The sequence below is a fragment of the bacterium genome (genome assembly GCA_026708055.1).
Classification (GTDB): domain Bacteria; phylum Actinomycetota; class Acidimicrobiia; order Acidimicrobiales; family CATQHL01; genus VXNF01.
Genome location: JAPOVS010000083.1, coordinates 1 through 22,601, shown reverse-complemented (window position 1 = coordinate 22,601; position 22,601 = coordinate 1). Strand labels below are relative to the sequence as shown.

Annotated in this window: 25 protein-coding genes; 23 read left to right on the top strand and 2 right to left on the bottom strand. The window is 70.6% G+C overall.

The genetic code is table 11. The annotated features are described in order from the left end of the window. Positions 1 to 2 precede the first annotated feature (2 nt). From thrS to OXG55_16850, 19 genes are all read left to right on the top strand, one after another. Positions 3 to 1,967: a threonine--tRNA ligase gene (gene thrS / locus OXG55_16940; GenBank protein ID MCY4104925.1), complete on the top strand. Its 1,965-nt coding sequence runs from the start codon at positions 3 to 5 to the stop codon at positions 1,965 to 1,967. Between the two features lie 25 nt (positions 1,968 to 1,992). Then, the gene (locus OXG55_16935) at positions 1,993 to 2,517 is read left to right on the top strand and encodes an HIT domain-containing protein (GenBank protein MCY4104924.1); all 525 of its coding nucleotides are present in this window, start codon (positions 1,993 to 1,995) and stop codon (positions 2,515 to 2,517) included. Between the two features lie 9 nt (positions 2,518 to 2,526). Beyond that, a complete protein-coding gene (locus tag OXG55_16930; GenBank protein ID MCY4104923.1) occupies positions 2,527 to 3,114 on the top strand; it encodes a hypothetical protein in 588 nt (195 codons plus the stop codon). A 200-nt stretch (positions 3,115 to 3,314) separates the two neighbouring features. Then, a complete protein-coding gene (locus tag OXG55_16925) occupies positions 3,315 to 3,884 on the top strand; it encodes a CDP-alcohol phosphatidyltransferase family protein (GenBank protein MCY4104922.1) in 570 nt (189 codons plus the stop codon). 8 nt (positions 3,885 to 3,892) lie between these two features. Continuing rightward, the gene (locus tag OXG55_16920) at positions 3,893 to 4,864 is read left to right on the top strand and encodes a phosphatidylinositol mannoside acyltransferase (GenBank protein MCY4104921.1); all 972 of its coding nucleotides are present in this window, start codon (positions 3,893 to 3,895) and stop codon (positions 4,862 to 4,864) included. A 1-nt stretch (position 4,865) separates the two neighbouring features. After that, complete coding sequence (locus tag OXG55_16915; protein MCY4104920.1) at positions 4,866 to 5,936, top strand: glycosyltransferase family 4 protein; 1,071 nt, start codon at positions 4,866 to 4,868, stop codon at positions 5,934 to 5,936. Further along, positions 5,933 to 6,574 carry a hypothetical protein gene (locus OXG55_16910; GenBank protein ID MCY4104919.1) on the top strand — a complete coding sequence of 214 codons (642 nt, stop codon included), beginning with the start codon at positions 5,933 to 5,935 and terminating at the stop codon, positions 6,572 to 6,574. Before OXG55_16915 ends, OXG55_16910 begins: the two co-directional genes overlap by 4 nt. 135 nt (positions 6,575 to 6,709) lie before the next feature. After that, a complete protein-coding gene (pdxS, locus tag OXG55_16905; GenBank protein MCY4104918.1) occupies positions 6,710 to 7,570 on the top strand; it encodes a pyridoxal 5'-phosphate synthase lyase subunit PdxS in 861 nt (286 codons plus the stop codon). A 22-nt stretch (positions 7,571 to 7,592) separates the two neighbouring features. Beyond that, positions 7,593 to 8,165 (top strand): pyridoxal 5'-phosphate synthase glutaminase subunit PdxT, encoded by a 573-nt coding sequence (pdxT, locus tag OXG55_16900; GenBank protein MCY4104917.1) that lies wholly within the window; start codon positions 7,593 to 7,595, stop codon positions 8,163 to 8,165. Next, entirely contained in the window at positions 8,166 to 8,921 is a 756-nt protein-coding gene (locus tag OXG55_16895; GenBank protein ID MCY4104916.1) for a YebC/PmpR family DNA-binding transcriptional regulator, read from the top strand. 61 nt (positions 8,922 to 8,982) lie between these two features. Further along, a complete protein-coding gene (locus OXG55_16890; GenBank protein MCY4104915.1) occupies positions 8,983 to 9,435 on the top strand; it encodes a crossover junction endodeoxyribonuclease RuvC in 453 nt (150 codons plus the stop codon). Beyond that, a complete protein-coding gene (locus OXG55_16885; protein MCY4104914.1) occupies positions 9,432 to 10,025 on the top strand; it encodes a Holliday junction ATP-dependent DNA helicase RuvA in 594 nt (197 codons plus the stop codon). Before OXG55_16890 ends, OXG55_16885 begins: the two co-directional genes overlap by 4 nt. Positions 10,026 to 10,058: 33 nt before the next feature. Then, the gene (gene ruvB, locus OXG55_16880; GenBank protein MCY4104913.1) at positions 10,059 to 11,144 is read left to right on the top strand and encodes a Holliday junction branch migration DNA helicase RuvB; all 1,086 of its coding nucleotides are present in this window, start codon (positions 10,059 to 10,061) and stop codon (positions 11,142 to 11,144) included. Then, positions 11,144 to 12,172, top strand: a complete 1,029-nt coding sequence (queA, locus tag OXG55_16875) for a tRNA preQ1(34) S-adenosylmethionine ribosyltransferase-isomerase QueA (GenBank protein MCY4104912.1) — start codon at positions 11,144 to 11,146, stop codon at positions 12,170 to 12,172. Before ruvB ends, queA begins: the two co-directional genes overlap by 1 nt. Then, the gene (gene tgt, locus OXG55_16870) at positions 12,139 to 13,269 is read left to right on the top strand and encodes a tRNA guanosine(34) transglycosylase Tgt (GenBank protein ID MCY4104911.1); all 1,131 of its coding nucleotides are present in this window, start codon (positions 12,139 to 12,141) and stop codon (positions 13,267 to 13,269) included. The genes queA and tgt overlap by 34 nt, the downstream gene beginning before the upstream one ends. 136 nt (positions 13,270 to 13,405) lie before the next feature. Then, the gene (gene yajC, locus OXG55_16865) at positions 13,406 to 13,765 is read left to right on the top strand and encodes a preprotein translocase subunit YajC (protein MCY4104910.1); all 360 of its coding nucleotides are present in this window, start codon (positions 13,406 to 13,408) and stop codon (positions 13,763 to 13,765) included. Between the two features lie 78 nt (positions 13,766 to 13,843). Next, on the top strand, positions 13,844 to 15,505 hold the full coding sequence (gene secD / locus OXG55_16860) for a protein translocase subunit SecD (protein MCY4104909.1): 1,662 nt from the start codon (positions 13,844 to 13,846) through the stop codon (positions 15,503 to 15,505). Further along, positions 15,502 to 16,581 (top strand): protein translocase subunit SecF, encoded by a 1,080-nt coding sequence (gene secF, locus OXG55_16855; GenBank protein ID MCY4104908.1) that lies wholly within the window; start codon positions 15,502 to 15,504, stop codon positions 16,579 to 16,581. The genes secD and secF overlap by 4 nt, the downstream gene beginning before the upstream one ends. Before the next feature lie 28 nt (positions 16,582 to 16,609). Further along, a complete protein-coding gene (locus tag OXG55_16850; GenBank protein ID MCY4104907.1) occupies positions 16,610 to 17,149 on the top strand; it encodes an adenine phosphoribosyltransferase in 540 nt (179 codons plus the stop codon). 23 nt (positions 17,150 to 17,172) lie between these two features. On the opposite strand, the gene OXG55_16845 is transcribed toward OXG55_16850, so the two are convergent. Next, a complete protein-coding gene (locus tag OXG55_16845; GenBank protein MCY4104906.1) occupies positions 17,173 to 17,640 on the bottom strand; it encodes a very short patch repair endonuclease in 468 nt (155 codons plus the stop codon). Positions 17,641 to 18,039: 399 nt separating this feature from the next. Here OXG55_16845 and dcm point away from each other — a divergent pair, with 399 nt between their 5' ends. From dcm to OXG55_16830, 3 genes are all read left to right on the top strand, one after another. After that, positions 18,040 to 19,014: a DNA (cytosine-5-)-methyltransferase gene (gene dcm, locus OXG55_16840; protein MCY4104905.1), complete on the top strand. Its 975-nt coding sequence runs from the start codon at positions 18,040 to 18,042 to the stop codon at positions 19,012 to 19,014. Then, the gene (locus OXG55_16835) at positions 19,011 to 19,664 is read left to right on the top strand and encodes a GIY-YIG nuclease family protein (GenBank protein MCY4104904.1); all 654 of its coding nucleotides are present in this window, start codon (positions 19,011 to 19,013) and stop codon (positions 19,662 to 19,664) included. The genes dcm and OXG55_16835 overlap by 4 nt, the downstream gene beginning before the upstream one ends. A gap of 216 nt (positions 19,665 to 19,880) precedes the next feature. Then, entirely contained in the window at positions 19,881 to 20,666 is a 786-nt protein-coding gene (locus tag OXG55_16830) for a hypothetical protein (GenBank protein MCY4104903.1), read from the top strand. A gap of 184 nt (positions 20,667 to 20,850) precedes the next feature. Here the strand turns inward: OXG55_16830 and OXG55_16825 are convergent, their stop codons facing one another. Continuing rightward, positions 20,851 to 21,945, bottom strand: a complete 1,095-nt coding sequence (locus OXG55_16825; protein MCY4104902.1) for an endonuclease NucS — start codon at positions 21,943 to 21,945, stop codon at positions 20,851 to 20,853. Positions 21,946 to 22,130: 185 nt separating this feature from the next. Here OXG55_16825 and OXG55_16820 point away from each other — a divergent pair, with 185 nt between their 5' ends. Then, positions 22,131 to 22,286, top strand: a complete 156-nt coding sequence (locus OXG55_16820) for a hypothetical protein (protein ID MCY4104901.1) — start codon at positions 22,131 to 22,133, stop codon at positions 22,284 to 22,286. The last annotated feature ends 315 nt before the right edge of the window (positions 22,287 to 22,601 follow it).

Genomic DNA, 22,601 nt, shown 5'->3' with positions numbered 1-22,601 from the left:
ACATGGTTCGTGTGCTGCTGCCGGACGGCTCGGCGCGCGACCTTCCCGAGGGTGCCACCGCTGCCGATCTGGCCGCCTCGATCGGCCGGCGGCTCGCCCGAGACGCCGTGATCGCCAGCGTCGACGGCGCCGAGGTGGATCTGTCGGCGCCGCTGGTCGACGGCGCAACCACCGAGATCGTGACCGCCGAGAGTGAGCGGGGCCTGCACACGCTGCGCCACTCCACGGCGCACGTCCTGGCGCAGGCGGTGCTGGGGCTCTACCCGGGGGCGACCTTCGCCATCGGGCCGCCGGTGGCCGACGGCTTCTACTACGACTTCGAGCTGCCGGGCGGGGCCACCTTCAGCGACGAGGACCTGGAGCGGATCGAGGCGCGGATGCGGGAGATCATCGCCGCCGATCAGCCGTTCGTGCGCCGCGACATCGACGCCACCGAGGCCCTGGAGGTCTTCGCCGACCACCCCTACAAGCGCGAGATCATCGAGCGCGTCAGCGTCGGCGTCGAGGGCGAGGCCGACGCCGATCTGGCCGGCGAGGCCGGCGGGGACGGCAGCGTGAGTTGCTATGCCAACGGCGAGGACTTCGTGGATCTCTGTCTGGGTCCGCACGTGCCCTCCACCGGTCGCCTCGGTCACTTCGCCCTGCAGCGGGTGGCAGGCGCCTACTGGCGCGGCGACAGTGACCGTCCCATGCTGCAGCGCATCTACGGCACCGCCTGGGCCAGCGCCGCAGACCTGAAGGCCCACCTGCATCGTCTCGCCGAGGCCGCCCGGCGCGACCACCGGCGCCTGGCCCGCGAGCTGGACCTGCTGTCCTGGCCCGAGGAGCTCGGCCCGGGCCTGGCCGTGTGGCATCCCAAGGGGGCCCTGGTGCGGCACCTCATGGAGGACTACAGCCGCCGCCGGCACGTCGAGGGCGGCTACCAGTTCGTGTACACCCCGCACCTCGCCAAGTCCAACCTCTGGGAGACCAGCGGCCACCTGGACTTCTACGCCGAGAGCATGTACCCCCCGATGGAGCTGGACGGGGCCGCCTACTACCCCAAGCCCATGAACTGCCCGTTCCACGTGATGATCTACCGGTCCGGCCAGCGCTCCTACCGGGATCTGCCCCTGCGCCTGTTCGAGTTGGGCGCCGTCTACCGCTACGAGCTGTCGGGGGCGGTGCACGGCCTGCTGCGGTCCCGGGGCTTCACGCAGGACGACAGCCACATCTTCGCCACCGCCGAGCAGGTGCCGTCGGAACTGGCCTCGCTGCTCGACTTCGTGCTGTCGGTGCTGCGGGCCTTCGGCTTCGACGACTTCCAGGCCAAGCTCTCGACGCGCCCGGCGACCAAGGCGGTCGGCCCCGTCGAGATGTGGGACCTGGCCACCGAGGGACTGCGCGCCGCCCTCGAATCGGCGGGACTCGACTACGTCACCGACCCCGGCGGCGGCGCCTTCTACGGGCCGAAGATCGACGTCGACGTGACCGACGCCATCGGCCGGGCCTGGCAGCTCTCCACCCTGCAGGTGGACTTCAACCTGCCGGAGCGGTTCGACCTGCACTACACGGGACCCGACGGGCAGCGCCACCGCCCGCTGATGATCCATCGCGCCCTGTTCGGCTCGCTGGAACGCTTCTTCGGGGTCCTGCTCGAGCACTATGCGGGCGCGTTCCCCACCTGGCTGGCCCCGGTGCAGGCGAGTGTGCTGCCGGTGGCGGCCGACCACGCCGGCTACGCCGCCGAGGTGGCCGATGAGTTGCGCGCCGCGGGGCTGCGCGTCGAGGTGATGGCCAGCGACGAGCCGCTGGGGCGGCGGGTGCGTGCCGCCAAGCTCCAGAAGGTTCCCTACGTGCTGGTCGTGGGCGCCAGCGACGTGGCGGCGGGCACCGTCGGCGTCAACCCGCGGGCCGCCGAGACCGAGCGGGACGTCCCGCTGGCCACCCTGACGGCCCGGATGCTGGCCGAGGCGGCGCCGCGCTGATGAGCGGGCCCGGGAGAGAGTCGCGATGAGTGAGTTGGGCCGGCTCTGGGCCGGGTGGCGGGCCGACTACGTGGCCGCGGTGAGCGCGGAGGCGGACGAGGAGGGCTCGGGGTTCTCCTCGCCCTTCGAGGCGATCGGGCGGGGCGACCTCCCCGACAGCGAGACCTTCGTGCTGTGGCGCGGCGAGCACACCTATGCCGTGCTGAACGCCTATCCCTACACGACCGGGCACCTGCTGGTGGTGCCCTACACCGCCGCCGCCTCACCCGACGACCTCGACGACGCCACCTGGGGGGAGTTGTGGGCTGCGGTGCGCGCCGCGGTGCAGGCGCTGCAGGTCGCCTACGACCCCGACGGGGTGAACGTGGGGCTCAACCTGGGCCGGGCGGCCGGCGCCGGCGTGCCCGGCCACCTGCACGTCCACTGCCTGCCCCGCTGGGCGGGCGACACCAACTTCATGACGACCGTGGGCGGGGTGCGGGTGCTGCCCGAGACGCTCGAGGACACCTGGCGCAAGCTGCGGGGCGCCTGGCAGCAGACTGCCGGGTAGCGTCGGATCATGGCTCCCGAGACCGAGGCCGAAACCGAGACCGGGGACGAGCGGCAGCCCGGCACCGCCGGCGCCGCCGACCGCCCGGACATCGGCGACGAACTGCCGCCGGAGTTGGACGTCAGCGGCTACGTCGGACCTTACGTCTTCCCCAACAACAGCCGCCGGCGCGTGCCCGGCGCCCTCTACGCCTTCCTGGGCGTCGTCTCCATCGCCACCTGGGCGCTGACGATCGGTAGCGATCCCAACATCGTCAACGGTGGCTTCCTGGCGGCGGGGATCGCCCTGCTGGTGCTGGCGGCGTACCACTTCCGGGCCGGCTGGGATCTGCGCGTCGAGGAGACCGACGCCCTGCTGGAGGCGGTGCGGGCCGTGGGCTTCCCCGTGGGTCACGCCTCGGCGCAGATGGGCTGGCGTGGCTGGTTCTCCCGCCCGACCTGGCGGATCCTGGTCTTCTCGAACGAGATACGGCCCCTGCGGCGCGGTCTGGTCCTCGTGGACGGCGTGGAGCCGAAGGTGCTGGACGTGATCGTCGAGGACAACCCCGAGGACTGGTCGGACCTCGCTGACACCGACATCCATGAGCCGCCGGGCTAGCGCTTGGAGGCGGGGCGCAGGGGCGGCCAGGTCCGCGAGCGGCGCGGGGAGGTCGGCCTCATGTCGAGCCGAGGTAGGGGGCGGGGGGCAGGAGCCTCCGCGCGCAGTTTCTCTGTTTGAGCACGGAGGCTCCTGCGCCCCGCCCCCTCGAACCGGGGACAACCTCCCCGGTTGTCACGGCTAGGGATCTGAGCGGGACCGTGCTCGACGGGCGCTGGCGGGCGGGCGTCGACCGCGTCGTCGTGCCGATCGGCAAGGTGCTCTGGCGCTTGGGGGTGCGTGCCGATCACGTGACGCTGTTCGGTGTGGCGGCCTCGGCGGCCACCGCCGCCATGGTGGTCATCGACCGGTTCGGGCTGGCGTTCACCTTCATCGTCCTCGCCGGGCTGGGTGACCTGCTGGACGGCCCGGTCGCCAAGGCCGCCGGGACGGTCAGCACCCGCGGCGCGTTCCTGGACTCGGTGTGCGATCGGATCTCCGACACGCTGATCCTGGGGGCGCTCACCTATCACCTGCTCGACGACGGGGTTCTGGCTCTGCTGCCGGTGGCTGTGCTGGCCTCGGGGCAGTTCGTCTCGTACCTGCGCGCCAAGGCCGAGTCGCTCGGGCTCGACGCCCGCGGCGGGCTGGCCGAACGCGCCGAGCGGTTCGTGGTGCTGTGCTTCGGGCTGCTCGTGGTGGCCTGGCTGCCGTACGTGCTGTGGGCGCTGCTGGGGCTCACGCTGGTCACCGTCGTGCAGCGCTTCGCCAAGATCTGGCGGCAGTTCTGAGCGGGCGCGTGCGGCGCGGTTCGGGCCTGCGGGCGCGGCTGCGGCACCGTCTGGTGCTGGAGCAGTACCGGCTCGGTGCCAGGTTCCTGCCGCTGTTGCCGGACTGGCTGGTCGACGGCGGGACCCGGCTGCTTGCCGGCGCCCTGGCGCTGCGGCGCAGCGAGCAGCGGCTCATCGTGGAACGCAACCTGCGCCGCACCGCCCCGGACGGTGCCGCGCCCAGCGGGGCCGCCTTGCGCCGCGCCGTGCGTGAGACCTTCGTCGCCTATGGCCGCTACTACGTGGATTGCGCCCGGCTGGCGGCCGCCTCGCCGGCGGAGGTGGACGCCGGTTTCACCTTCGAGGACTACGACAACATCTCCGACGCCCTGCGCATGGGGCCGGGCGCCATCCTGGCGCTGCCGCACGTGGGGAGTTGGGAGTGGGCGGGGGTATGGCTGGCGCAGCGGCCCGGGACCAAGGTCACCGCGGTCGTCGAAACCATCGAGCACCCCGAGCTGTTCGCCTGGATGGAGCGGTTCCGCCGCCGGATCGGCATGGAGATCGTGCCGGCCGGCCCGGGCGCGCTCGGCGCGCTCACGCACGCTCTCCACGACGGTCACGTGGTGTGCCTGCTCACCGACCGGGACATCGGCGGCGGCGGCGTGGAGGTGGAGTTCTTCGGCGAGACCACCACGCTGCCGGGCGGCGCGGCAGTGCTGGCCCGGCGCACCGGATCGCCGATCGTGGGTGTCGTGGTGCGGCGGCGCGGCGGGAAGTGCCACGCCAAGACCTACCCGCCGGTCCTGGTCAGCCGGGAGGGCCGCCTGCGCCAGGTCGTCGCCGAGGCCACCCAGGATCTGGCCCATCTGCTGGAGGACATGATCCGTCCCGCCCCGACGCAGTGGCACCTGATGCAACCCAATTGGCCGAGCGATCGCGAGGCCGTGGCTGCGTTGCGCTCCGGGTCCGGCGCTACCGCCGGCGCGCGCTCCCGCTAGCGTGAGTTCCGTGCGCGTGGGGATGATCAGCCCCTACAGCTTCACCCTTCCCGGCGGCGTGCAGATGCAGGCCCTCTACCTGGCACGCGCCCTGCGGCGCCGCGGCCTGGCGGTGAGCCTGCTGGGCCCCTGCGACGGCCCCCCGCCCGAGCCCGACATCATCCCCATCGGCAACTCGCTCTTCATCGCCGCGAACGGGTCCTTCGCGCCGATCGCCTTCGACATCCCGGCGTTCCAGCGCAGCTACGCGGTGCTGCGGGATCAGCGCTTCGACCTCCTGCACGTCCACGAGCCGCTGGTGCCGGCGCCCTCGCTCGCCGCCCTGGTCTCCAAGCGCGCCCCGCTGGTGGCCACTTTCCACGCCGCCGGGGGGTCCGCCGCCTACGAGAACGTCTCGCCGGTGCTGCGTTGGGTCTGCAATCGCCTGGATTGGCGGGGCGCCGTGTCCGCCGAGGCCGCAGATCTGGCCCGCCGCCACCTGGGTGGGATCTACGAGGTGCTGTTCAACGGTGTCCCCGTGGAGCGTTTCCGCCAGACCAAGCCGCACCCCACCGAAGGCCCCACGATCTTCTTCGTGGGTCGCCACGAGCCTCGCAAGGGCCTCGACGTGCTGCTGGCGGCCATGCGCAGGCTGCCGGCCGATGTGGTGCTGTGGGTCGGGGGCGAGGGTCCCCAGACCGAGACCCTCCGGAGGCTCACGGCCAATGACCGCCGCATCAGGTGGCTGGGTCGCCTCAGCGAGGACGAGAAGATCAGCCGTCTCTGCGGCGCCGACGTGTTCTGCGCGCCCTCGCTGCACGGCGAGTCCTTCGGCGTCGTGCTGCTGGAGGCGATGGCGGCCGAGACGGCGATCGTGGCCACCGACATTCCCGGCTACACCCGCGTGGCGCGTGCGGGGGTCGAGGCCTCGCTGGTGCCGCCCGGGGACGCCGAGCGCCTCGCCGGGGCGCTCCGGGAGGTGCTGGCGACACCGGGCGACCTGGTGACCCGGGGCATCGAGCGGGCCGAGCAGTTCTCGATGGACCGGCTCGCCGAGCGCTACGCCGCCGTCTACGAGAGGGTGCTGGCGTGACGCTGCTGATCATCGTCGTGGCCGTCGTCGGCGCCCTGGCGGTCTCGATTGCCGCCGCGCTGCTGTCGGCGGGCCGCATCGCGGGGCGTCTGGCCGGGGCGCGGCCCCCACTCGCCGCCGAGGCCGAACGGATGGAGGTGTACGTCGAGGCGCTGTGTCTCGGCGCCGGCCTGCCCGTGCCCCGGCTGGCGGTGATCGACGACGAGGCCTGCGGTGCGCTGGCCTATGGGCGCGGCCCCCGCACCGCCACCGTGGCGGTGACCACCGGGCTGCTGGACGTCCTGGCCCCGGTGGAGCTGGAAGGCACGGTGGCCCACCTGCTGGCGCGCATCGCCGACGGCACCGCGCGCCGCGACACCCGGCTGTGCGCCCTGGCGCTGCTGGGCGGTCCCTTCGGGGCGTCCTGGTCGTCGCGGCGTCTCGACGGAGCGCGGGTCGTGGCGGCGGACGTCAGCGCGGCGCAGCTGACACGGTTCCCGCCCGGGGTGGTGGGTGCGCTGGCCCGCATGGAGGAGAGCGCGGCCCGGCTGAGGCGTCGCTCGCCGGCGATCCGCCATCTCTGGATGCACGAGGCGCTCGGACCGGGCCGCCGGCGGGTCGGTGTGGCGGACCGGATCACGGTCCTCGGCGACTTGTGAGCGGCCCGCGCCGGCGCCGTCGCCGACCGTGAGCCAAGCGCCGCGTCGTACACTGGAACCATGACTTCCGCCGCCGACCCTTCCGACGCCAACGCAACGGCCCCACCCGCCCCGCTGGGGCGTGCCCAGGGCACCATGCGGGTCAAGCGCGGCCTCGCCGAGATGCTCAAGCGCGGCGTCATCATGGACGTCGTCACCGCGGAGCACGCCCGGATCGCCGAGGACGCCGGGGCTGTGGCCGTGATGGCCCTCGAGCGTGTGCCGGCCGACATCCGCCGCGACGGCGGCGTGGCGCGCATGAGCCCGCCGGAGATCATCGAGTCCATCGTCGAGGCGGTCACCATCCCGGTGATGGCCAAGGCCCGCATCGGCCATTTCGCCGAGGCGCAGGTGCTCGAGGCCCTCGGCGTGGACTACATCGACGAGAGCGAGGTGCTGACGCCCGCCGATGAGGCTCACCACATCGACAAGTGGCAGTTCACGGTCCCCTTCGTCTGCGGCGCCACGAACCTCGGCGAGGCGCTCCGGCGGATATCGGAGGGTGCGGCGATGATCCGCTCCAAGGGCGAGGCCGGCACCGGCAACATCATCGAGGCGGTGCGCCACCTCCGCTCCATCACCGGCGACATCCGCCGGATCACCGTCGCCGACAGCGCCGAGCTGTACGACTGGGCGAAGCGGCTGCAGGCGCCGGTGGCGCTGGTGCGGGAGCTCGCCGAGGTGGGCCGGCTGCCGGTGCCGCTGTTCTGTGCGGGAGGCGTCGCCACCCCCGCCGACGCCTCGCTGGTCATGCAGCTGGGCGCCGAGGCCGTGTTCGTGGGTTCGGGCATCTTCAAGAGCGACAACCCGGCGGCGCGCGCCAAGGCGGTCGTGGAGGCAACCACCAACTTCGACGATCCCGCCATCCTGCTGAAGGTGAGCCGCGGCCTCGGCGAGGCGATGCCCGGACTCGAGTTGGGCAACCTGGAGACCCGGCTGGCCGAGCGGGGTTGGTAGGCCGACCCGTGAAGGCGGATTCTTGAAGGTCGGCGTGCTGGCGCTGCAGGGCGCCGCAGAACTGCACCTGGCGGCTCTGCGGCGCATCGGGGCCGCCGCCGTACCGGTTCGCCGACCCGACGAACTCGCCGACGTGGACCGGTTGATCCTGCCGGGCGGGGAGTCCACGACGATCTCGATGATGCTCGACGCCAACGGCCTCACCGGGCCCCTGGCGGAGCGTCTCGCCGGCGGCATGAGCACGCTCGGAACCTGTGCCGGTCTGCTCCTGCTGGCAGCGGAGGTCAGCGACGGGCGGGACGACCAGCACTGCTTCGGCGCCCTCGACATCTCGGCACGCCGCAACGCCTACGGGTCCCAGACCGAGTCCTTCGAGGCCGACCTGCCGATCGCAGCGCTGGGTCCGTCGCCCATGACGGCGGTCTTCATCCGCTCGCCGATCGTGGAGCGCGCCGGACCGGGGGTGGAGGTGCTGGCCCGCCTCGACGGCCATCCCGTGCTGTGCCGCGAGGGTCGCGCCTGGGGATGTACGTTCCACCCCGAGCTGTCGGGCGATCCGCGCCTGCACCGCCTGTTCTGCGAGGAGATGGCGTAGATGTCGGGTCACTCCAAATGGGCCACCATCAAGCACCGCAAGGGAGCCGCCGACAAGCGACGGGGGAAGCTCTTCGCCCGCCTCATCCGGCAGGTGGAGGTGGCCGCCCGCGCCGGCGGCGGCGATCTCGACGGCAACCCCACGCTGCGGACCATGTACCAGAAGGCGCGCGACGCCTCGGTGCCGCTGGACACCATCGAGCGGGCCATCAAGCGGGGCACCGGCGAGCTGGAGGGGGTCGCCTACGAGCCGTTCACCTACGAGGGGTACGCCCCGGCGGGGGTGGCGCTCTACGTCGAGGTGCTGACCGACAACCGCAACCGCACCTCTTCGGAGGTCCGCGCCCTGTTCCGGGCGCACGGGGGCTCGCTGGCGGAACCGGGGGCGGTCGCCTGGCAGTTCCGCCGAGGCGGGGTGATCACCGTTGCCCGAGCCGTCGATGAGGAGGAGTTGATGATGGCCACCCTCGACGCCGGGGCCGAGGACATCGTCGACGAGGGCGACACCTGGCGGGTGACCTGCGCGCCGACGGATCTGCCGGCGGTGACCGCGGCGCTCGAGGCCGCCGAGATCGCCGTGGAGAACGCCGAGTCCACGATGCTGCCGACGCAGGCGGTGCCCGTGACGTCGACCGATCAGGCCCGATCGGTGCTGCGCCTCATCGGCGAGTTGGACGATCACGACGACGTCCAGGGGGTACACGCCAACTTCGACATTCCCGACGAAATCCTCCAGGGTCTGGCCGCCTCCGTCTAACCTCGTACGAGTGTTCGTTCTCGGTATAGATCCTGGTCTCTCGCGTTGCGGCTACAGCTGCGTGTCCGGTCGCGGGGCAGACACCACGGCCCTGGTGGCGGGTGTCATCACCACGCCGCCGCACGAGCCGGTGCCGCGGCGGCTGGCGGTGCTGCAGCGCGAGATTCGCGGCCTCCTGGCCGAGTTGACCCCGGCGGTGGTGGCACTCGAGCGGGTGCTGTTCCAGGTGAACGTGCGCACCGCGATGGGCGTGGGGCAGGCGGCCGGTGTGGTCATGGCCGAGGCGGTGGCCGCGGGTTGTGAGGTGGTGGAGTACTCCCCGAACCAGGTCAAGCAGGCCGTGTGCGGCGACGGAGCGGCCGGCAAGGACCAGGTGGCCCAGATGGTGCAGATGCTGTTGGGTCTGCCCGAGCCGCTGCGTCCCGCCGACGTGTCCGACGCCGCCGCGGTGGCCCTCTGCCATCTGGCGCAGTCGCCGGCCGCTGCGGGGACGGCACCCCTGCCGGCGCGGTGATCGGATCACTGCGCGGCCGCCTGCTGGACCGCCACGGCGACGAGCTGCTGGTGGAGGTGGGGGGCATCGGCTACCGGGTGACGGTGGGGGAGGCCGCCCGGCGGGCCGTCGGGCCGTTGGGCAGCGAGGTGTTGCTGTACGTCCACCACTACGTGCGTGAGGACGCCGAGATGCTCTACGGCTTCGGGTCGCCCGCCGAGTTGCGCTGCTTCGAGGCGATGCTGGGCGCCAACCGCGTGGGGCCCGCGCTGGCCCTCTCGATTCTCGGTGTCCACGGCCCGGCGGCGCTGCAGGGGCTGCTGGCGGCAGGCGACATCGACGCGCTGTGCCTGGTCCCGGGGGTCGGGGCCAAGACCGCGCAGCGCCTGCTGGTCGAGTTGCAGGCGCGCCTGGGGGTGCCGGAGTTCGCTGCGGTGGCCCCCGTCGCGGGAATCCCCTCCAGCGGTCCCCACAGCGACGTCCGGGCCGCGTTGGGGCAACTGGGTTATCGCGACGACGAGGTCAACCGGGTGGTGTCGGGACTGCCCGCCGACGGGGATCCCTCCGAGCTGCTGCGCGAGTCTCTGCAGCAGCTGGCGGGCACCCGCTAGCCGGGCCGGTCGCGCCGACCGCGGGAGACGGCGATGCGGACCGAGGTGCTGGCGGCAGACGCCGATGGCGTCGAGCGGCGCGACGAGCACGCCGACCGGCTCGGTATCCGGCCGGTGCGGCTGGACGACTTCGTGGGCCAGACCGAGCTGAAGCGGCACCTCGGCATCATCTGCGGCGCGGCGCGCGAGCGTGGCCAGACAACCGAGCACCTGCTGTTCGCGGGGCCCCCGGGGTTGGGCAAGACGACCCTGGCGGGGATCGTGGCCGCCGAGATGGGGGTGGCGCAGCAGACCACCTCCGGGCCGGCGCTGGAGCGGGCGGGAGACCTCGCCGCCATCCTGACCAAACTCGGCGAGGGCGACGTGCTCTTCATCGACGAGATCCACCGGCTGAGCCGCGCCGTGGAGGAGGTCCTCTACCCGGCGATGGAGGACTTCAGGGTGGACATCGTGCTGGGCAAGGGTCCGGCGGCCCGCTCGATCCCGCTGGACCTGCCCCGGTTCACGCTCATCGGGGCCACGACGCGGGTCTCGATGATCACCGGCCCGCTGCGGGACCGCTTCGGCTTCACGGCTCGGCTGGACTTCTACCCGCCCGACGAACTCGAGCAGATCGTGGCTCGCACCGCCGGCATCCTGGGTGTGGACATCACACTGGTCGCCGGATCGGTGATCGCTCGCCGGGCGCGGGGCACGCCGCGCATCGCCAACCGGCTGCTGCGGTTGGTGCGGGACTTCGCGCAGGTCGAGGGCGACGGGCGCGTCGACGAGGCCACCGCCGAGGAGGCCCTGGCGGTCTTCGGGGTGGACGGCCGCGGGCTGGACCGCCAGGACCGCGCCGTGCTGGACGCCCTCTGCCGCGGCTTCGGCGGGGGACCGGTGGGCCTGTCCACCCTGGCCATCAGCGTCAGCGAGCCCGCCGAGACGGTGGAGGAGGTCTACGAGCCGTTCCTGATCACCCAGGGGCTCATGATGCGCACCCCGCGCGGGCGCGTGGCCATGCCGGCCGCCTGGGAGCATCTGGGGCTCGAGCCGCCCAGCGGGCAGCCGGCGGCGGGCGGGTTCGCCGACGCCGGAGCCGACGCCGACCAAGAGAGCCCCCCCGGCCTGTTCGATTGATGCGCACCGGCGAAGTGGAGTACGCGCTGCCGCCCGAGGCGGTGGCGCAGGAACCCGTCGAGCCGCGCCACGACGCCCGGCTGCTCGTCGACGGGGGGAACGACGACGAGGTCCAGCATCGCCGGGTGCGCGACCTGCCGCGCCTGCTGCGCCCCGGCGACACCGTGGTCGTCAACGACACCCGCGTGGCGCCCGCCCGCATGCACCTGCGCAAGCCGACCGGCGGACGCGTCGAGGTACTGGTGACCACGCCGGGGCCGGAGGTCACCGCCGAAGCCCTGGTGCGGCCCGGGCGACGGGTGCCGCCCGAGACGGTGCTGCGGGATGCCGCCGGGCGGGACGTGCTGCGGGTCGAGGCGGCCGAGCCCGACGGCACCCGCCAGGTCACCGCCCTCGCCCACCGCAGCATCTCGGCGCTGCTGGAGGAGCTGGGCGAGGTGCCGCTGCCGCCGTATGTGCACAACCCGGTGCCGGCCGAGCGCTACCAGACGATCTACGCCCGCCGCCCCAGCTCCGCCGCCGCCCCCACGGCTGGTCTGCATCTCAGTGAGCAGGTGCTGGCCGAACTCAGGACCGCCGGGATCGGCGTGGCACCCCTCGACCTGGGGATCAGCGTCGCCACGTTCCGCCCGATCACCGCGGAGCGGCTCGAGGACCACGTGATGCACAGCGAGCGTTACACCGTCCCGCCCGAGACCTGGGCGGCCTGCGGCGAGGCCCGCCGGGTGGTGGCGGTGGGCACCACGGTCGTCCGTGCCCTGGAGACGGCGGCGGCCAGCGGCGATCTGGCGGGGTGCAGCGACCTCTTCATCCGGTATCCGTACCCCTTCGCGGTCACCGACGTGCTGCTCACCAACCTCCACCTGCCGCGTTCGAGCCTGCTGTGCCTGCTGGCGGCGTTCGTGGGCGAGCGCTGGCGGAGGCTCTACGAGATCGCCCTCGAGTCCGGTTACCGGTTCGGATCCTTCGGCGACGCCATGCTGGTGAGCAGGCTGTGCTCGCGAGCGGGCGTTGGGGCGAGATGCTGAGCTTCACCGAGACCGCCCGCTGCGGCGGAGCCCGAACCGGCGAGGTCCGCACGCCGCGGGCATCCTTCATCACGCCGGCGTTCATGCCGGTGGGGACCCGCGGGGCGGTGCGCACCCTCACCACTGCCGACCTCGAAGACCTCGGTGCCGCCGTGGTGCTCGCCAACACCTACCACCTCATGCTGCGTCCCGGGGCGGAGTTGATCGCCGAGCGCGGCGGCCTGCACCGGTTCATGGACTGGTCGGGCCACATCCTGACCGACTCCGGCGGCTACCAGGTGATGAGCCTGGAGCCGAAGCTGGACGACCGGGGCGCCACCTTCCGCTCCACCTACGACGGCAGCACCCACACCCTCACCCCCGAGCGGGCCGTCGAGCTGCAGGCGCTGCTGGGCTCCGACATCGCCATGGTGCTGGACGTGTGCCCGCCGCTGCCGTCGCCGCGCCCCGTCATCGAGGCCGCCGTGGACCGGACCGCCGCCTGGGCGGCCCGCGCCCGCGCCGCGCACCGATCGATGGCGCCCCCGGCACAGGCGCAGTTCGGCATCGTGCAGGGCGGACTGGAGGTGGACCTGCGACGCACCAGCGCGGCCCGGACGCTCGAGGTCGGCTTCGACGGCTACGCCATCGGCGGGCTCTCGGTGGGCGAGGAGCGCCACGAGCGACTCGAGCCGCTGGCGGCCACCACCGAACTGCTTCCCGCCGACCGCCCCCGCTACCTCATGGGCGTCGGCGACCCGTTGAGCATCCTCGAGGCGGTGAGCGTGGGGGTGGACATGTTCGACTGCGTGTTGCCGACCCGCCTGGCTCGCCACGGCACCGTCCTGACCTCCGAGGGGCGTCTCAACCTCCCCAACGCCCGCTTCGCCCGCGACGACGGGCCGCTGGATCCGGCGCTGGCGAACGACCCGGCCGGTCGCTGGTCGCGTGCCTACCTGCGTCACCTGCTGATGGTCGGCGAGACGGCCGCCACGAGGATCCTGACGATGCACAACCTGGCCTGGCTGTTCGACCTGATGCAGGCGACGCGGCGCGCCATCGCCGAGGACCGATTCGGGGCGCACGCCGCGGCCGTTCGAGCCGTCTGGGCGCGCTGAAGGACCCCGCGGCGCGCAGCCGGGCCGGATCGTCACACGACCGCCGACGGGCTAGCCTTGGGCACCGTGCCCGGTTCGATCCGGCGTCGACGCGACCACAACCGAACCACCTAAACCGAACCACAAGGCGGGTGACGTGCGCAGCTTTCTATTCCTCCTGATCCTGCTCGTCGCGCAGGCATGCACGACCACTTCCGAGGACGGGGGCGGCGGCGGATTCGGTGGCTTCCTGCCGCTCATCATCATCATGGCGCTGCTCTGGCTCGTGTTGCTGCGGCCGCAGCAGAGGCGGGCGAAGAACCGCCGGGAGATGCTCTCCAAGCTCGAGGTCGGTGACGAGGTGCTGATGTCGAGCGGCGTCTACGGCCGGATCCACAGCTTCGACGAGCAGACCGTCCTCGTGGACGTGGCCGACAATGTCCGCATCAAGGTCACGCGGGACTCGATCGCCGAACGGATCACCTACCACGACTGGGAGGACGAGGGTTCGAACTGATTCGTCGCCGGGCGAGGTGCGGTCGCGGATGTCGCTCTTGGTCGCCCTCGAGTCGTCGTCGAGGATCCGGTGACGTCGATGATTGGGCGCCTGCTGTCCGCTTGGAGGACCGTAACGAGGGACTCACCCGACTCGCTCGACGCGCTCCTCGCCACAGTGCAGCGCCTGCTGTCCGGCCTGCGCCGCAACCGGTCCCTCGTCGCCGTCGTCGTCGTTGCCGTCGGCCTGCTCGTCGGGAACCTGGTGACGCACCAGGAGCCGCTGCTGGGCCTCGACCTGCAGGGCGGCGTCGAGGTGGTGCTGCGCCCGGTGCCCGGCGAGACCGAGATCACGCCCGAGGCGCTCGAGCAGGCGCTGGAGATCGTCCGCAACCGCGTCGACGCCCTCGGCGTGGCCGAGCCCGACATCACCGTGCAGGGCGGCAACATCGTGGTGCAGTTGCCCGGCGTGGACGACCAGGAGCGGGCGATCGCGCTCGTGGGGCAGACCGCCGAGCTGCGTTTCCGGCCCCTGCTGGCCCGTGCCGTGTCCCGCGCCGAGATCGAGGCCTACGGGGCCTCCCTCGAGGAATCGGACGAGTCCGCCACAGCCGACGCGGCCGACGATGCCAGCGGCGCCGACGAGCCCGGCGAACTGACCGTCGAGGACCTGCTCGAGGGCGCCCTCACCGGCGCCGCGGACGACGACGCCGACTCGGTGGTGATCCTGCCCGGTCGGCCGGACGCCGGCGGGCAGGTCTTCCACTTCCTGCTGGGTCCGGCGCTGGTCACCGGCGCCGCCCTCGAGAGCGCCACGCCGGTCCTGGAGTTCGCCCAGTGGAACGTGCAGGTCACCGCCCTCGAAGGCGCCGAGGGCATCGACAGGTTCAACGCCGCCGCCCGCGCCTGCTACTACGAGGGCCCCGATCCCCTGCTGTGCCCCACCGGCCAGCTCGGCATCGTGCTGGACGGCGTCGTCGAGTCGGCGCCGGTCGTCAACGCCCGGGCGTTCGAGCGCGACCGCATCAACATCACCGGCGCCTTCAATGAGGCCGAGGCGCGCGACCTGGCGCTGGTGCTGGACTACGGCGCCCTGCCGCTGGTGTTCGAGGACCCCGCCGAGAGCGGCCTGGTGCGCACCGTCTCGGCCACGCTGGGCCGCGACGCCCTGCAGGCCGGACTCATCGCCGGCATCGTGGGTCTGGGGTTGGTGGCGCTGTACATGCTGGCCTACTACCGGTTCCTGGGCGCCGCCGCGCTCGGCAGCCTGATGGTGTCGGGCGTGCTGCTGTGGGTGATCCTGTCGTTCCTGTCCGAGACCCGGGGGCTGGCGCTGACGCTGGCCGGCGTGACCGGCCTGATCGTGGCGATCGGTGTGTCGCTGGACTCCAACGTGGTCTACTTCGAGCACCTCAAGGAAGACGTGCTCGGCGGCCGAACCCTGCGCAGCTCGGTCGACCAGGCGTTCCCGGTGGCGTTCCGGACGATCTTCTGGGCGAACCTGGCCACGCTCATCGGGGCCGGCATCCTCTGGCTGCTCACGATCGGCTCGGTGCGCGGATTCGCCGCCATGCTGGCTATCGCCTCGATCCTGGACCTGGTGGCCACGTACTTCTTCCTGCGCCCGGTCGTGCGGGGCCTGGCCCGCTGGAGCGCGCACCGCCCGGCGCTGGTGGGGATGGCGACGGTCGTGGCGGCGGCCGCGGCGGATCCGGCGGCGCCGCGCGACGCCACCCCGGCCACCGGCAAGGCCCGATCATGAACCACCGACCCACGACGCTGCGAGGTGGCCTGCGGCGCATGTACTCCAACCAGGTCAACCTGGACTTCGAGCGCCTCTGGCGCCGGTCGGTGGTGCTGTCGGTCGTCGTGCTCCTCATCGCCGGGGGCGCCTGGATCTTCCGGGGCCTGAACCTGGGCATCGAGTTCGAGGGCGGCACGTTCTGGGAGGCGCCGCTGGGCAACCACTCGATCGCCGAGGTCCGCGAGGCCCTGGCGACGGTGGGGCAGGCCGACGCCCGCATCCAGGAGCTCGGCGGAGGCGTCGTGCGCGTGCGCGCCGAGGTCGCCGCCACCAACACCGCCGAGGTCGCCGCCGTCTCAGCCGCGCTGGCCGAACTGGGCGGCATCAGTCCCAACGACATCTCCTTCTCGGCGGTCGGCCCGTCCTGGGGCGCCGAGATCACCAGCAAGGCGCGCCTGGCGCTCATCGTGTTCTTCATCGTCATCGCCGTCTACATCTGGCTGCGGATGGAGTGGAAGATGGCGGTGTCGGCCCTCGTGGCGGTCGGCCACGACATCCTCGTCACCGTCGGGTTCTATGCGCTGTTCGGTTTCGAGGTGACGCCGGCGACTGTCATTGCCTTCCTCACGATTCTGGGGTACTCCCTGTACGACACGCTGGTCGTCTTCGACAAGATCCGCGGCAACGCCCGCACCCGCAAGGACCCGTACTTCGAGATCGTCACCCGCTCGGTCAACGAGGTGTTCATGCGCTCGATCAACACCACCATCACGTCGGTTATGCCGGTGCTGTCGCTGCTGATCATCGGCCGCTTCGCGCTCGGCGCGGTGACGCTGCAGGAGTTCTCGATAGCGCTGCTGGTGGGTCTGCTGGCCGGCACGTACTCGTCGCTGTTCGTGGCGTCGCCGCTGGTGGCCTGGCTGCACGTGTGGGTCACCGGCGAGCGGCCGGGGCAGCGGCTGGCTGCCAGTGAGCGCCGCCCCGTGGCCGCCGCGCCGCGCGCCAAGCGGCCGGGCAGCGGACCGGTGGGGCGGTCAGGTGTGACCACGACCCGCACCCATCCGGCGCGGCCGGCCAAGAAGCGCCGCAAGTGAGGAGGTTCCCGGGTATGGGGACCGTCGGATGACGGACGCCTGCGAGGCCGAGGCCCTCTGGCGGAAGTTGGTCCGGGAGATCCCGGACTTCCCCGTCGCCGGGATCGGCTTCAAGGACATCACGCCCGTGCTGGCGCACCCCGGTGCCTTCAGGGCCTGCGCCGACGCGCTGGCGGAGCGCTTCGCCGGTGCCGGCGTCGAGGCGGTGGCCGCGGCGGAGGCGCGCGGCTTCATCTTCGGCATCCCGGTGGCCGAACGCCTCGGCGTCGGGTTCGCCGCCGTGCGCAAGCCGGGGAAGCTTCCGGCGGCGACCGTGGGCGTGACCTACGAGCTGGAGTACGGCAGCGACAGCCTCGAGATGCACCTGGACTCCTTCGCGCCGGGCGCACGCGTGCTCGTCGTGGACGACGTGCTGGCCACCGGCGGCACCGCCCGGGCGACCTGCGACCTCGTCGAAGAGGCCGGGGGGCAAGTCGCAGGCTGCGCCTTCTTCGTCGAGCTGGCGTTCCTGCACGGCCGGTTCCGCCTCGAGGGCCGGCGCGTGGAGTCGCTGGTCGTCTACTCGTAGGAGACTGCCTGTCGGCGGTGCGCTCAGCTCTTCCGAGATGCGTTGACGGTGCTGATGATGTCTTCGGCCACTTCTTCGATGGGTTCGTGTTCCCAGTAGCGAAGCACGGTCCATCCCGCGTCCCCAAGTCGCTGGTCGGTGTCAGAGTCCCGCCCCTTGTTCCGCGCGATCTTCGCTGACCAGTAGTCGGCGTTCGTCCTCGGCTGGACGTAGTGCTCGGGACAGCCGTGCCAGAAGCAGCCGTCGATGAACACAGCGACCTTCGCCGGCCGGAACACCATGTCCGCCGTTCGCGGCAACTCCGGGATCGGCCGAACTGACACCCGGTACCTCAGGCCGCGCCGGTGGACGGCGGACCGCACACGCAGCTCCGGCTTGGTGTCCCGACTGCGATTCGCGACCATCGACCGCCGGACCGCCTCGTCCAAGGCCCAGGAGCCGGCGTGCGCCGGTGCCCGGCGCGAAGACCCCGGTACCGCCTCGTCAGCCACCTGGGCCAGTATCCCACGCTCTGGCGGGGCAGACGGCGGGTCCAGCCGACTCCGCCGACCGTACCGGCCGAACGGCGTCCAGGAAGCGCCCCACGTACCGGGAGCGCGGGTCGCCGGGATCCATCTTCTCCACGGCCCAGAACCCCAGCGCGCCCACAGCCGTCGTTGAGGACGGTGCCCCCTCTCTGCGGCACAGTGAGGTGAGCGCGGTACCCGCGGAAGGGTGCCGCCCGGGGCCGCAGGTCCTATCCGCGTGTCGCACCCCTGTGCTGCTATAGGGTCGTGAAGCACGAGGCGCGTAGCGCTGGCCACGTTCGAGGATCACCCCCCGCTCGGCGGTTCGACATGCTCCCTGACGACGACACCGCCGCGGCCGGTTCCATTGGGTCTCGCCGCCGTATGAGGTCCGCCGAGTTCTTCGCGGGGATGGGCCTGATGCGGGCCGGGTTGGAGAGCGTGGGCGTGAGGACCGTCTTCGCCAACGACATTGACCGGACCAAGGCGGCTCTCTACCGCGCCAACTGGGGGGACGAGACGCTCGTGGTCGATGACATCCGCAACCTGCGCGGCGACGACATCCCGGACGCCGAGGTCGCCACGGCGTCGTTCCCGTGTGTGGACATGTCCCTGGCGGGCAACCTGGCCGGGCTCGGAGGCGCCGAGTCCGGGCTGATCGTCGAGTTCTGCCGCATCCTCGCCGAGATGGGCGAACGCCGGCCTCGGGCGGTGATCGTCGAGAACGTGCCCGGGTTCCGCACCGTGAACGGTGGCCGGGACTTCGCGAGGGTCGTGGGGATGCTCGAAGCGCTCGGCTATGCGGTGGAGTCCGCCGTCATCGATGCCGCCTCTTTCGTGCCCCAGAGCCGTCCCCGCGTCTTCCTGCTGGGGGCGCGGGGGTCGCAGCCCGCGCTCCCGGCGGCCCCTGACGGCGCTGCGCTGAGGCTGGCGGACGTCGCCGGCCCCGACGGCGACTGGTGGCCGCCCGATCGCCGCGACGGCTTCCTCGCCTCGCTGTCGCCGTTGCAGCGCGGCCGGGTCGACTCCTGGCGCAGCGACTCCCGGGTGCGGTGCCTCGGCGCGTACCGTCGGACTCGCAACGGGCGCGCTGTCTGGGAGGTCCGCAGCGACGAGATCGCCGGCGCGCTGCGCACGACCCGGGGCGGGTCGTCCCGGCAGGCGCTGGTGCGGGTGGGGCGCGGCGACTTCGACGTGCGCTGGATGAACGTCGAGGAGTACGCCCGCCTCCAGGGCGCCGAGGCGCTGCGCTATGACGCCGTGTCGGACCGCCAGGCCATGTTCGCGCTCGGCGACGCCGTGTGCGTGCCCGTCATCGAGTGGCTCGCCGAGAACTGGCTGACGAGGCTCGCGGCTTGACCTCCGAGTCGCCCCCAGAGGTCGATGCGCTCTATGCAGGTGTGACGCGCCTGCTCGACCTCACCGATCCGCTCGGGCGGCGAGCGGGCGACTGCACCCGCGGCGTCTACCTGTTCATCGACTACGACGACGAGCCGATCTACGTCGGGCAGACCACTGAGAAGATCCGCACGCGGATACGCCGCCATCTCACGAACCAGCGCACCGACGCCGTGGCGATGCGGGTGCTCGACCCCTTCGAGGTCGCCGAGGTGGAGATGTGGCCGTTCTGGGACTTGGAGGGCCGAGACGTGGGCGACACGCTCGACCGGGCCGAGTTCACGGTCTACCAGGAGGCGCTCGCCAAGTCGAAATTCCGCGCCGTGCTCAACGAGGGCGAGATCACCAGGACGGAGCTGATCGACTTGCCGCCGTCAGTGCGCGGAGCGCTCCTGCCCGACGACGCGCGGCAGGGCCGTGAACATCCTGACCTTCGCCTCGCCCGCCGCGCCCGCACCATCGCTGATCTGGCACGCGTGATCAGCGAGCGGCAAGTGAAACTCGGCATCCGCCAAACGCTATGGGTGCAGTCCCGACGGCTCGAGCACCTGGCCCGCGCACGACTGGAAGAACTCGGCGGCAGCACCCACGACTTCCACGAAACGGTCTGATGCCAGTTGAGAGCGTGGCCATAGCTGACCTTTGAAGATCTGAGTGCCGCGGTCCCTCCCCGCCGCTTTCGCTGAGTCCAGGACACGACCGGCTCTACGCCACATGCCAATGGCGGCGTCAGATCACCCGTCCTAACCAAACCCTCCGCGATCTTGCTGGAGTCCAGCAAGCCACTGTGCTGGTAGTCTACTTGGGATTCCAGCGAAGGAGATTATATGCCTCAACTGGTCCGAGCCTGGGAATCGCAGTACCTTCCGCAAGCGACTGGCGGTATCGTCAGGCTACGGCGTGCTTCGGAATTTCGCAGGATTGAAGCTAGCGATGGCATCACCGACCCTTACGAAGGCCTTCGACGCACCACACTCAAAGGCAATGTGAGCTGCGAGTCGGATGATGATCAGAAGATCGGCCATTGGTTGAGGGATTTGCCGATAGATGTTCGAATACGTCACGCCGACCATCTTATTGAAGGCGATCAGATCATTGAACTTCGCGAGGTCCGAGCGGGTGAGAAACGAGCGTATGAGTATGATATTGATATCACCGACAGAATCGGAGAAGTACCGTATCTGCTCTGCTTCTCGCTCCTGCCCAAGAATCCGGACCAGTGGCGAGAGCTCGTCTCTTCATTGTCTGCAGAAGACAAGGAATGGACTTGTTCGACAGATGTGTCTTGTTTGAAGTTTGAAGTGGAATGGGGCATCAAGCGCTGGCTGGCAACCAAACAAGTTCGAGAGCACCGAATTCAATCAGCTTGGGGCCCGGTGAAGTACCTCACCGATGACAAGCCTGTGTCACAGACGTCGAAGGAGCTGCTTAACGTGGGTGACGCAATCATTGGTCGCTGGTTCCGAAAGGTCAACATGTATCGCCATCAAAGGGAATACCGTTTTGCATACATAATTGAGAGCGAAGAACTTTCCGACATGCCGCCTTGGATTGATATAGAACTTACCAAGACCGGTATAGCATTGTTTCAGCCATTCGAGGCTCAGCTCTAGTGACGTGGTTCTGGATTGAGGGTCATTTTGCTAAGTTTGCCCATGGTCGGTTCACGGTTGGGGGTCACTGTGGCCGAGTAGATGCATTCTGGACAAGAACAAACCAAGGAAACATGCCACATTGTATCGTCCTGATTTGGGGGAGGCCAACTCCATCGGACTCCCCACCGAGAGATCGCCGCGGCTACTTCGTCGCCTCGTTGAGTCCGAACGCCGACTCGACGGTCTCGATTGTGGGCGTGTGGCGCAGCTTGCAGAGGGTCTGCCGCGGGGTGAAGAGATTCTTCTCCAAGAAGGCCTCCCCGACGGGCCGCGTTGCCAGCCACTTCACAGCAACGACCATCTCGATCACCTCTGGATCCTCCGACGCGGCATTCTGCCTCCACCACGCTGAGTTGATGTCCGGCTGATCGAGTAGCGGTTGGCGTTGCCCGTCTACGTCGACCTGTGCGTCTCGCGCCGGGATCATCTCGCCGGTGATCTGGCCGATGCCCACGTAGCCGGCTCCGCTCACGTAAGCGAAGACGCGCTGTCCCTCCTCGAGGTTGCGCAGCCGCTTTCGACCGCCCGCGCTGAGATAGCCGTGCTTGCGGGCTATGTGCCAACGGGGATCGTCCGGCTTGTCATGTCCGAGAATCACGCAGACGTCCCGTCCGTTCCACGGGCGAAGCTTGCGGCGCGACAGTCGAGCCGCCTTGTCCTCGACCTGGTGGGGATCGAGTAGCCAAGTCCGGGCGAGGTACTCGTGGCCGCCGTCGGCGAAGTGGCGGAAGAAGACGGCGTTGATCGGCACGTCGTAGGACCCTGCCAGGAACTCGATGATGCGATCGGACGTCGGGTCGAGTTCGGAGGCGACGATCGTGAACTGCTGCTCGGCGTTGACGACGTCGGGCAGCGGACCGCCGAAGTGCTCGGCGAAGGCCTCGTCGAGGCGCGTCTCGCCGTTCTCGGAGTCCTGGTGGATCTGCTCCAGTTGCTCGAGGCTCAGATCCTTCGCCCAGGACCCGTAGTCCAGAGCCTGGGCGACGACGTCCCGCGGAGTCTTGTCACGTTTCAGTTCAAGGACGTGCACACGTCCCTCGGCATCGAGGGCGAGGAGATCGATGACGCCCCCGAATCCGGTCCGCACCTGCCTGCCGATGACGAGCAGATCGGTGTCGATCATGGCTGGGTCCTCGGCGAGCATGTCCTCGAGGCGCTGCTCGAAGTCCAGCGGCGAGGACTCCAACCGGTGCGGTCCCTCATCGGTCATTCGCCAGATTGCCATCTCGACGGCCATAGGCCCTCCTTCCGGTCAAGCCCATGATGTCACCCCGAGCGTGCCGCTGTGATCTGGCTCAGGTCCCAATTCGGTAAGGAACTCAGCGACGAGAGCGGCCGTCGCTGATAGGGGGGGCGGCGGGGAAGCACGGCTACCGACCCGTCGGTGTTGGTGCCGGAGGCGGCGACTTCGCTGTGCGCTGGATGAACGTCGAGGAGTACGCCCGCCTCCAGGGCGCCGAGGCGCTGCGCTATGACGCCGTGTCGGACCGCCAGGCCATGTTCGCGCTCGGCGACGCCGTGTGCGTGCCCGTCATCGAGTGGCTCGCTGAGAACTGGCTGAGGGGGCTCGCGGCTTGACCTCCGAGTCGCCGCCTACGACTACCGCGAGACGGTCTGAGCGCAGCTGAGGGAACGGTCCGCTTCGGTGTGGGCGCATCAGCCAGCCGAAGGTGATCGCTGGACCCTGCATCACCCGTCCAGGCGACTCGCGGGCCTTGCGTCGTCCCGACTTCCTTGGGTATCTGTAAATTCATAATATTGATTGAATAATATGATGATACTATGGATATCATGTTGCTGTGATGGGCGCGGTGCATGGCGGGGGGCGGGTTGGGCTAGCGTGGCGTGTCGGGACGAGGCGGCGGGGCCGCGGGAGGGGAGGCGACGGTGAGC

Excerpts from the sequence above, each read along its gene's own strand:
- OXG55_16830 (MCY4104903.1), top strand. The coding sequence starts at position 19,881 with ATGCCTCAACTGGTCCGAGCCTGGGAATCGCAGTACCTTCCGCAAGCG.
- ruvB (MCY4104913.1), top strand. The coding sequence starts at position 10,059 with ATGCGGACCGAGGTGCTGGCGGCAGACGCCGATGGCGTCGAGCGGCGC.
- secD (MCY4104909.1), top strand. The coding sequence starts at position 13,844 with ATGATTGGGCGCCTGCTGTCCGCTTGGAGGACCGTAACGAGGGACTCA.
- OXG55_16825 (MCY4104902.1), bottom strand. The coding sequence starts at position 21,945 with ATGGCCGTCGAGATGGCAATCTGGCGAATGACCGATGAGGGACCGCAC.
- thrS (MCY4104925.1), top strand. The coding sequence starts at position 3 with ATGGTTCGTGTGCTGCTGCCGGACGGCTCGGCGCGCGACCTTCCCGAG.
- OXG55_16930 (MCY4104923.1), top strand. The coding sequence starts at position 2,527 with ATGGCTCCCGAGACCGAGGCCGAAACCGAGACCGGGGACGAGCGGCAG.
- OXG55_16850 (MCY4104907.1), top strand. The coding sequence starts at position 16,610 with ATGACGGACGCCTGCGAGGCCGAGGCCCTCTGGCGGAAGTTGGTCCGG.
- dcm (MCY4104905.1), top strand. The coding sequence starts at position 18,040 with ATGAGGTCCGCCGAGTTCTTCGCGGGGATGGGCCTGATGCGGGCCGGG.
- queA (MCY4104912.1), top strand. The coding sequence starts at position 11,144 with ATGCGCACCGGCGAAGTGGAGTACGCGCTGCCGCCCGAGGCGGTGGCG.
- OXG55_16935 (MCY4104924.1), top strand. The coding sequence starts at position 1,993 with ATGAGTGAGTTGGGCCGGCTCTGGGCCGGGTGGCGGGCCGACTACGTG.
- pdxS (MCY4104918.1), top strand. The coding sequence starts at position 6,710 with ATGCGGGTCAAGCGCGGCCTCGCCGAGATGCTCAAGCGCGGCGTCATC.
- OXG55_16895 (MCY4104916.1), top strand. The coding sequence starts at position 8,166 with ATGTCGGGTCACTCCAAATGGGCCACCATCAAGCACCGCAAGGGAGCC.
- OXG55_16820 (MCY4104901.1), top strand. The coding sequence starts at position 22,131 with ATGAACGTCGAGGAGTACGCCCGCCTCCAGGGCGCCGAGGCGCTGCGC.
- secF (MCY4104908.1), top strand. The coding sequence starts at position 15,502 with ATGAACCACCGACCCACGACGCTGCGAGGTGGCCTGCGGCGCATGTAC.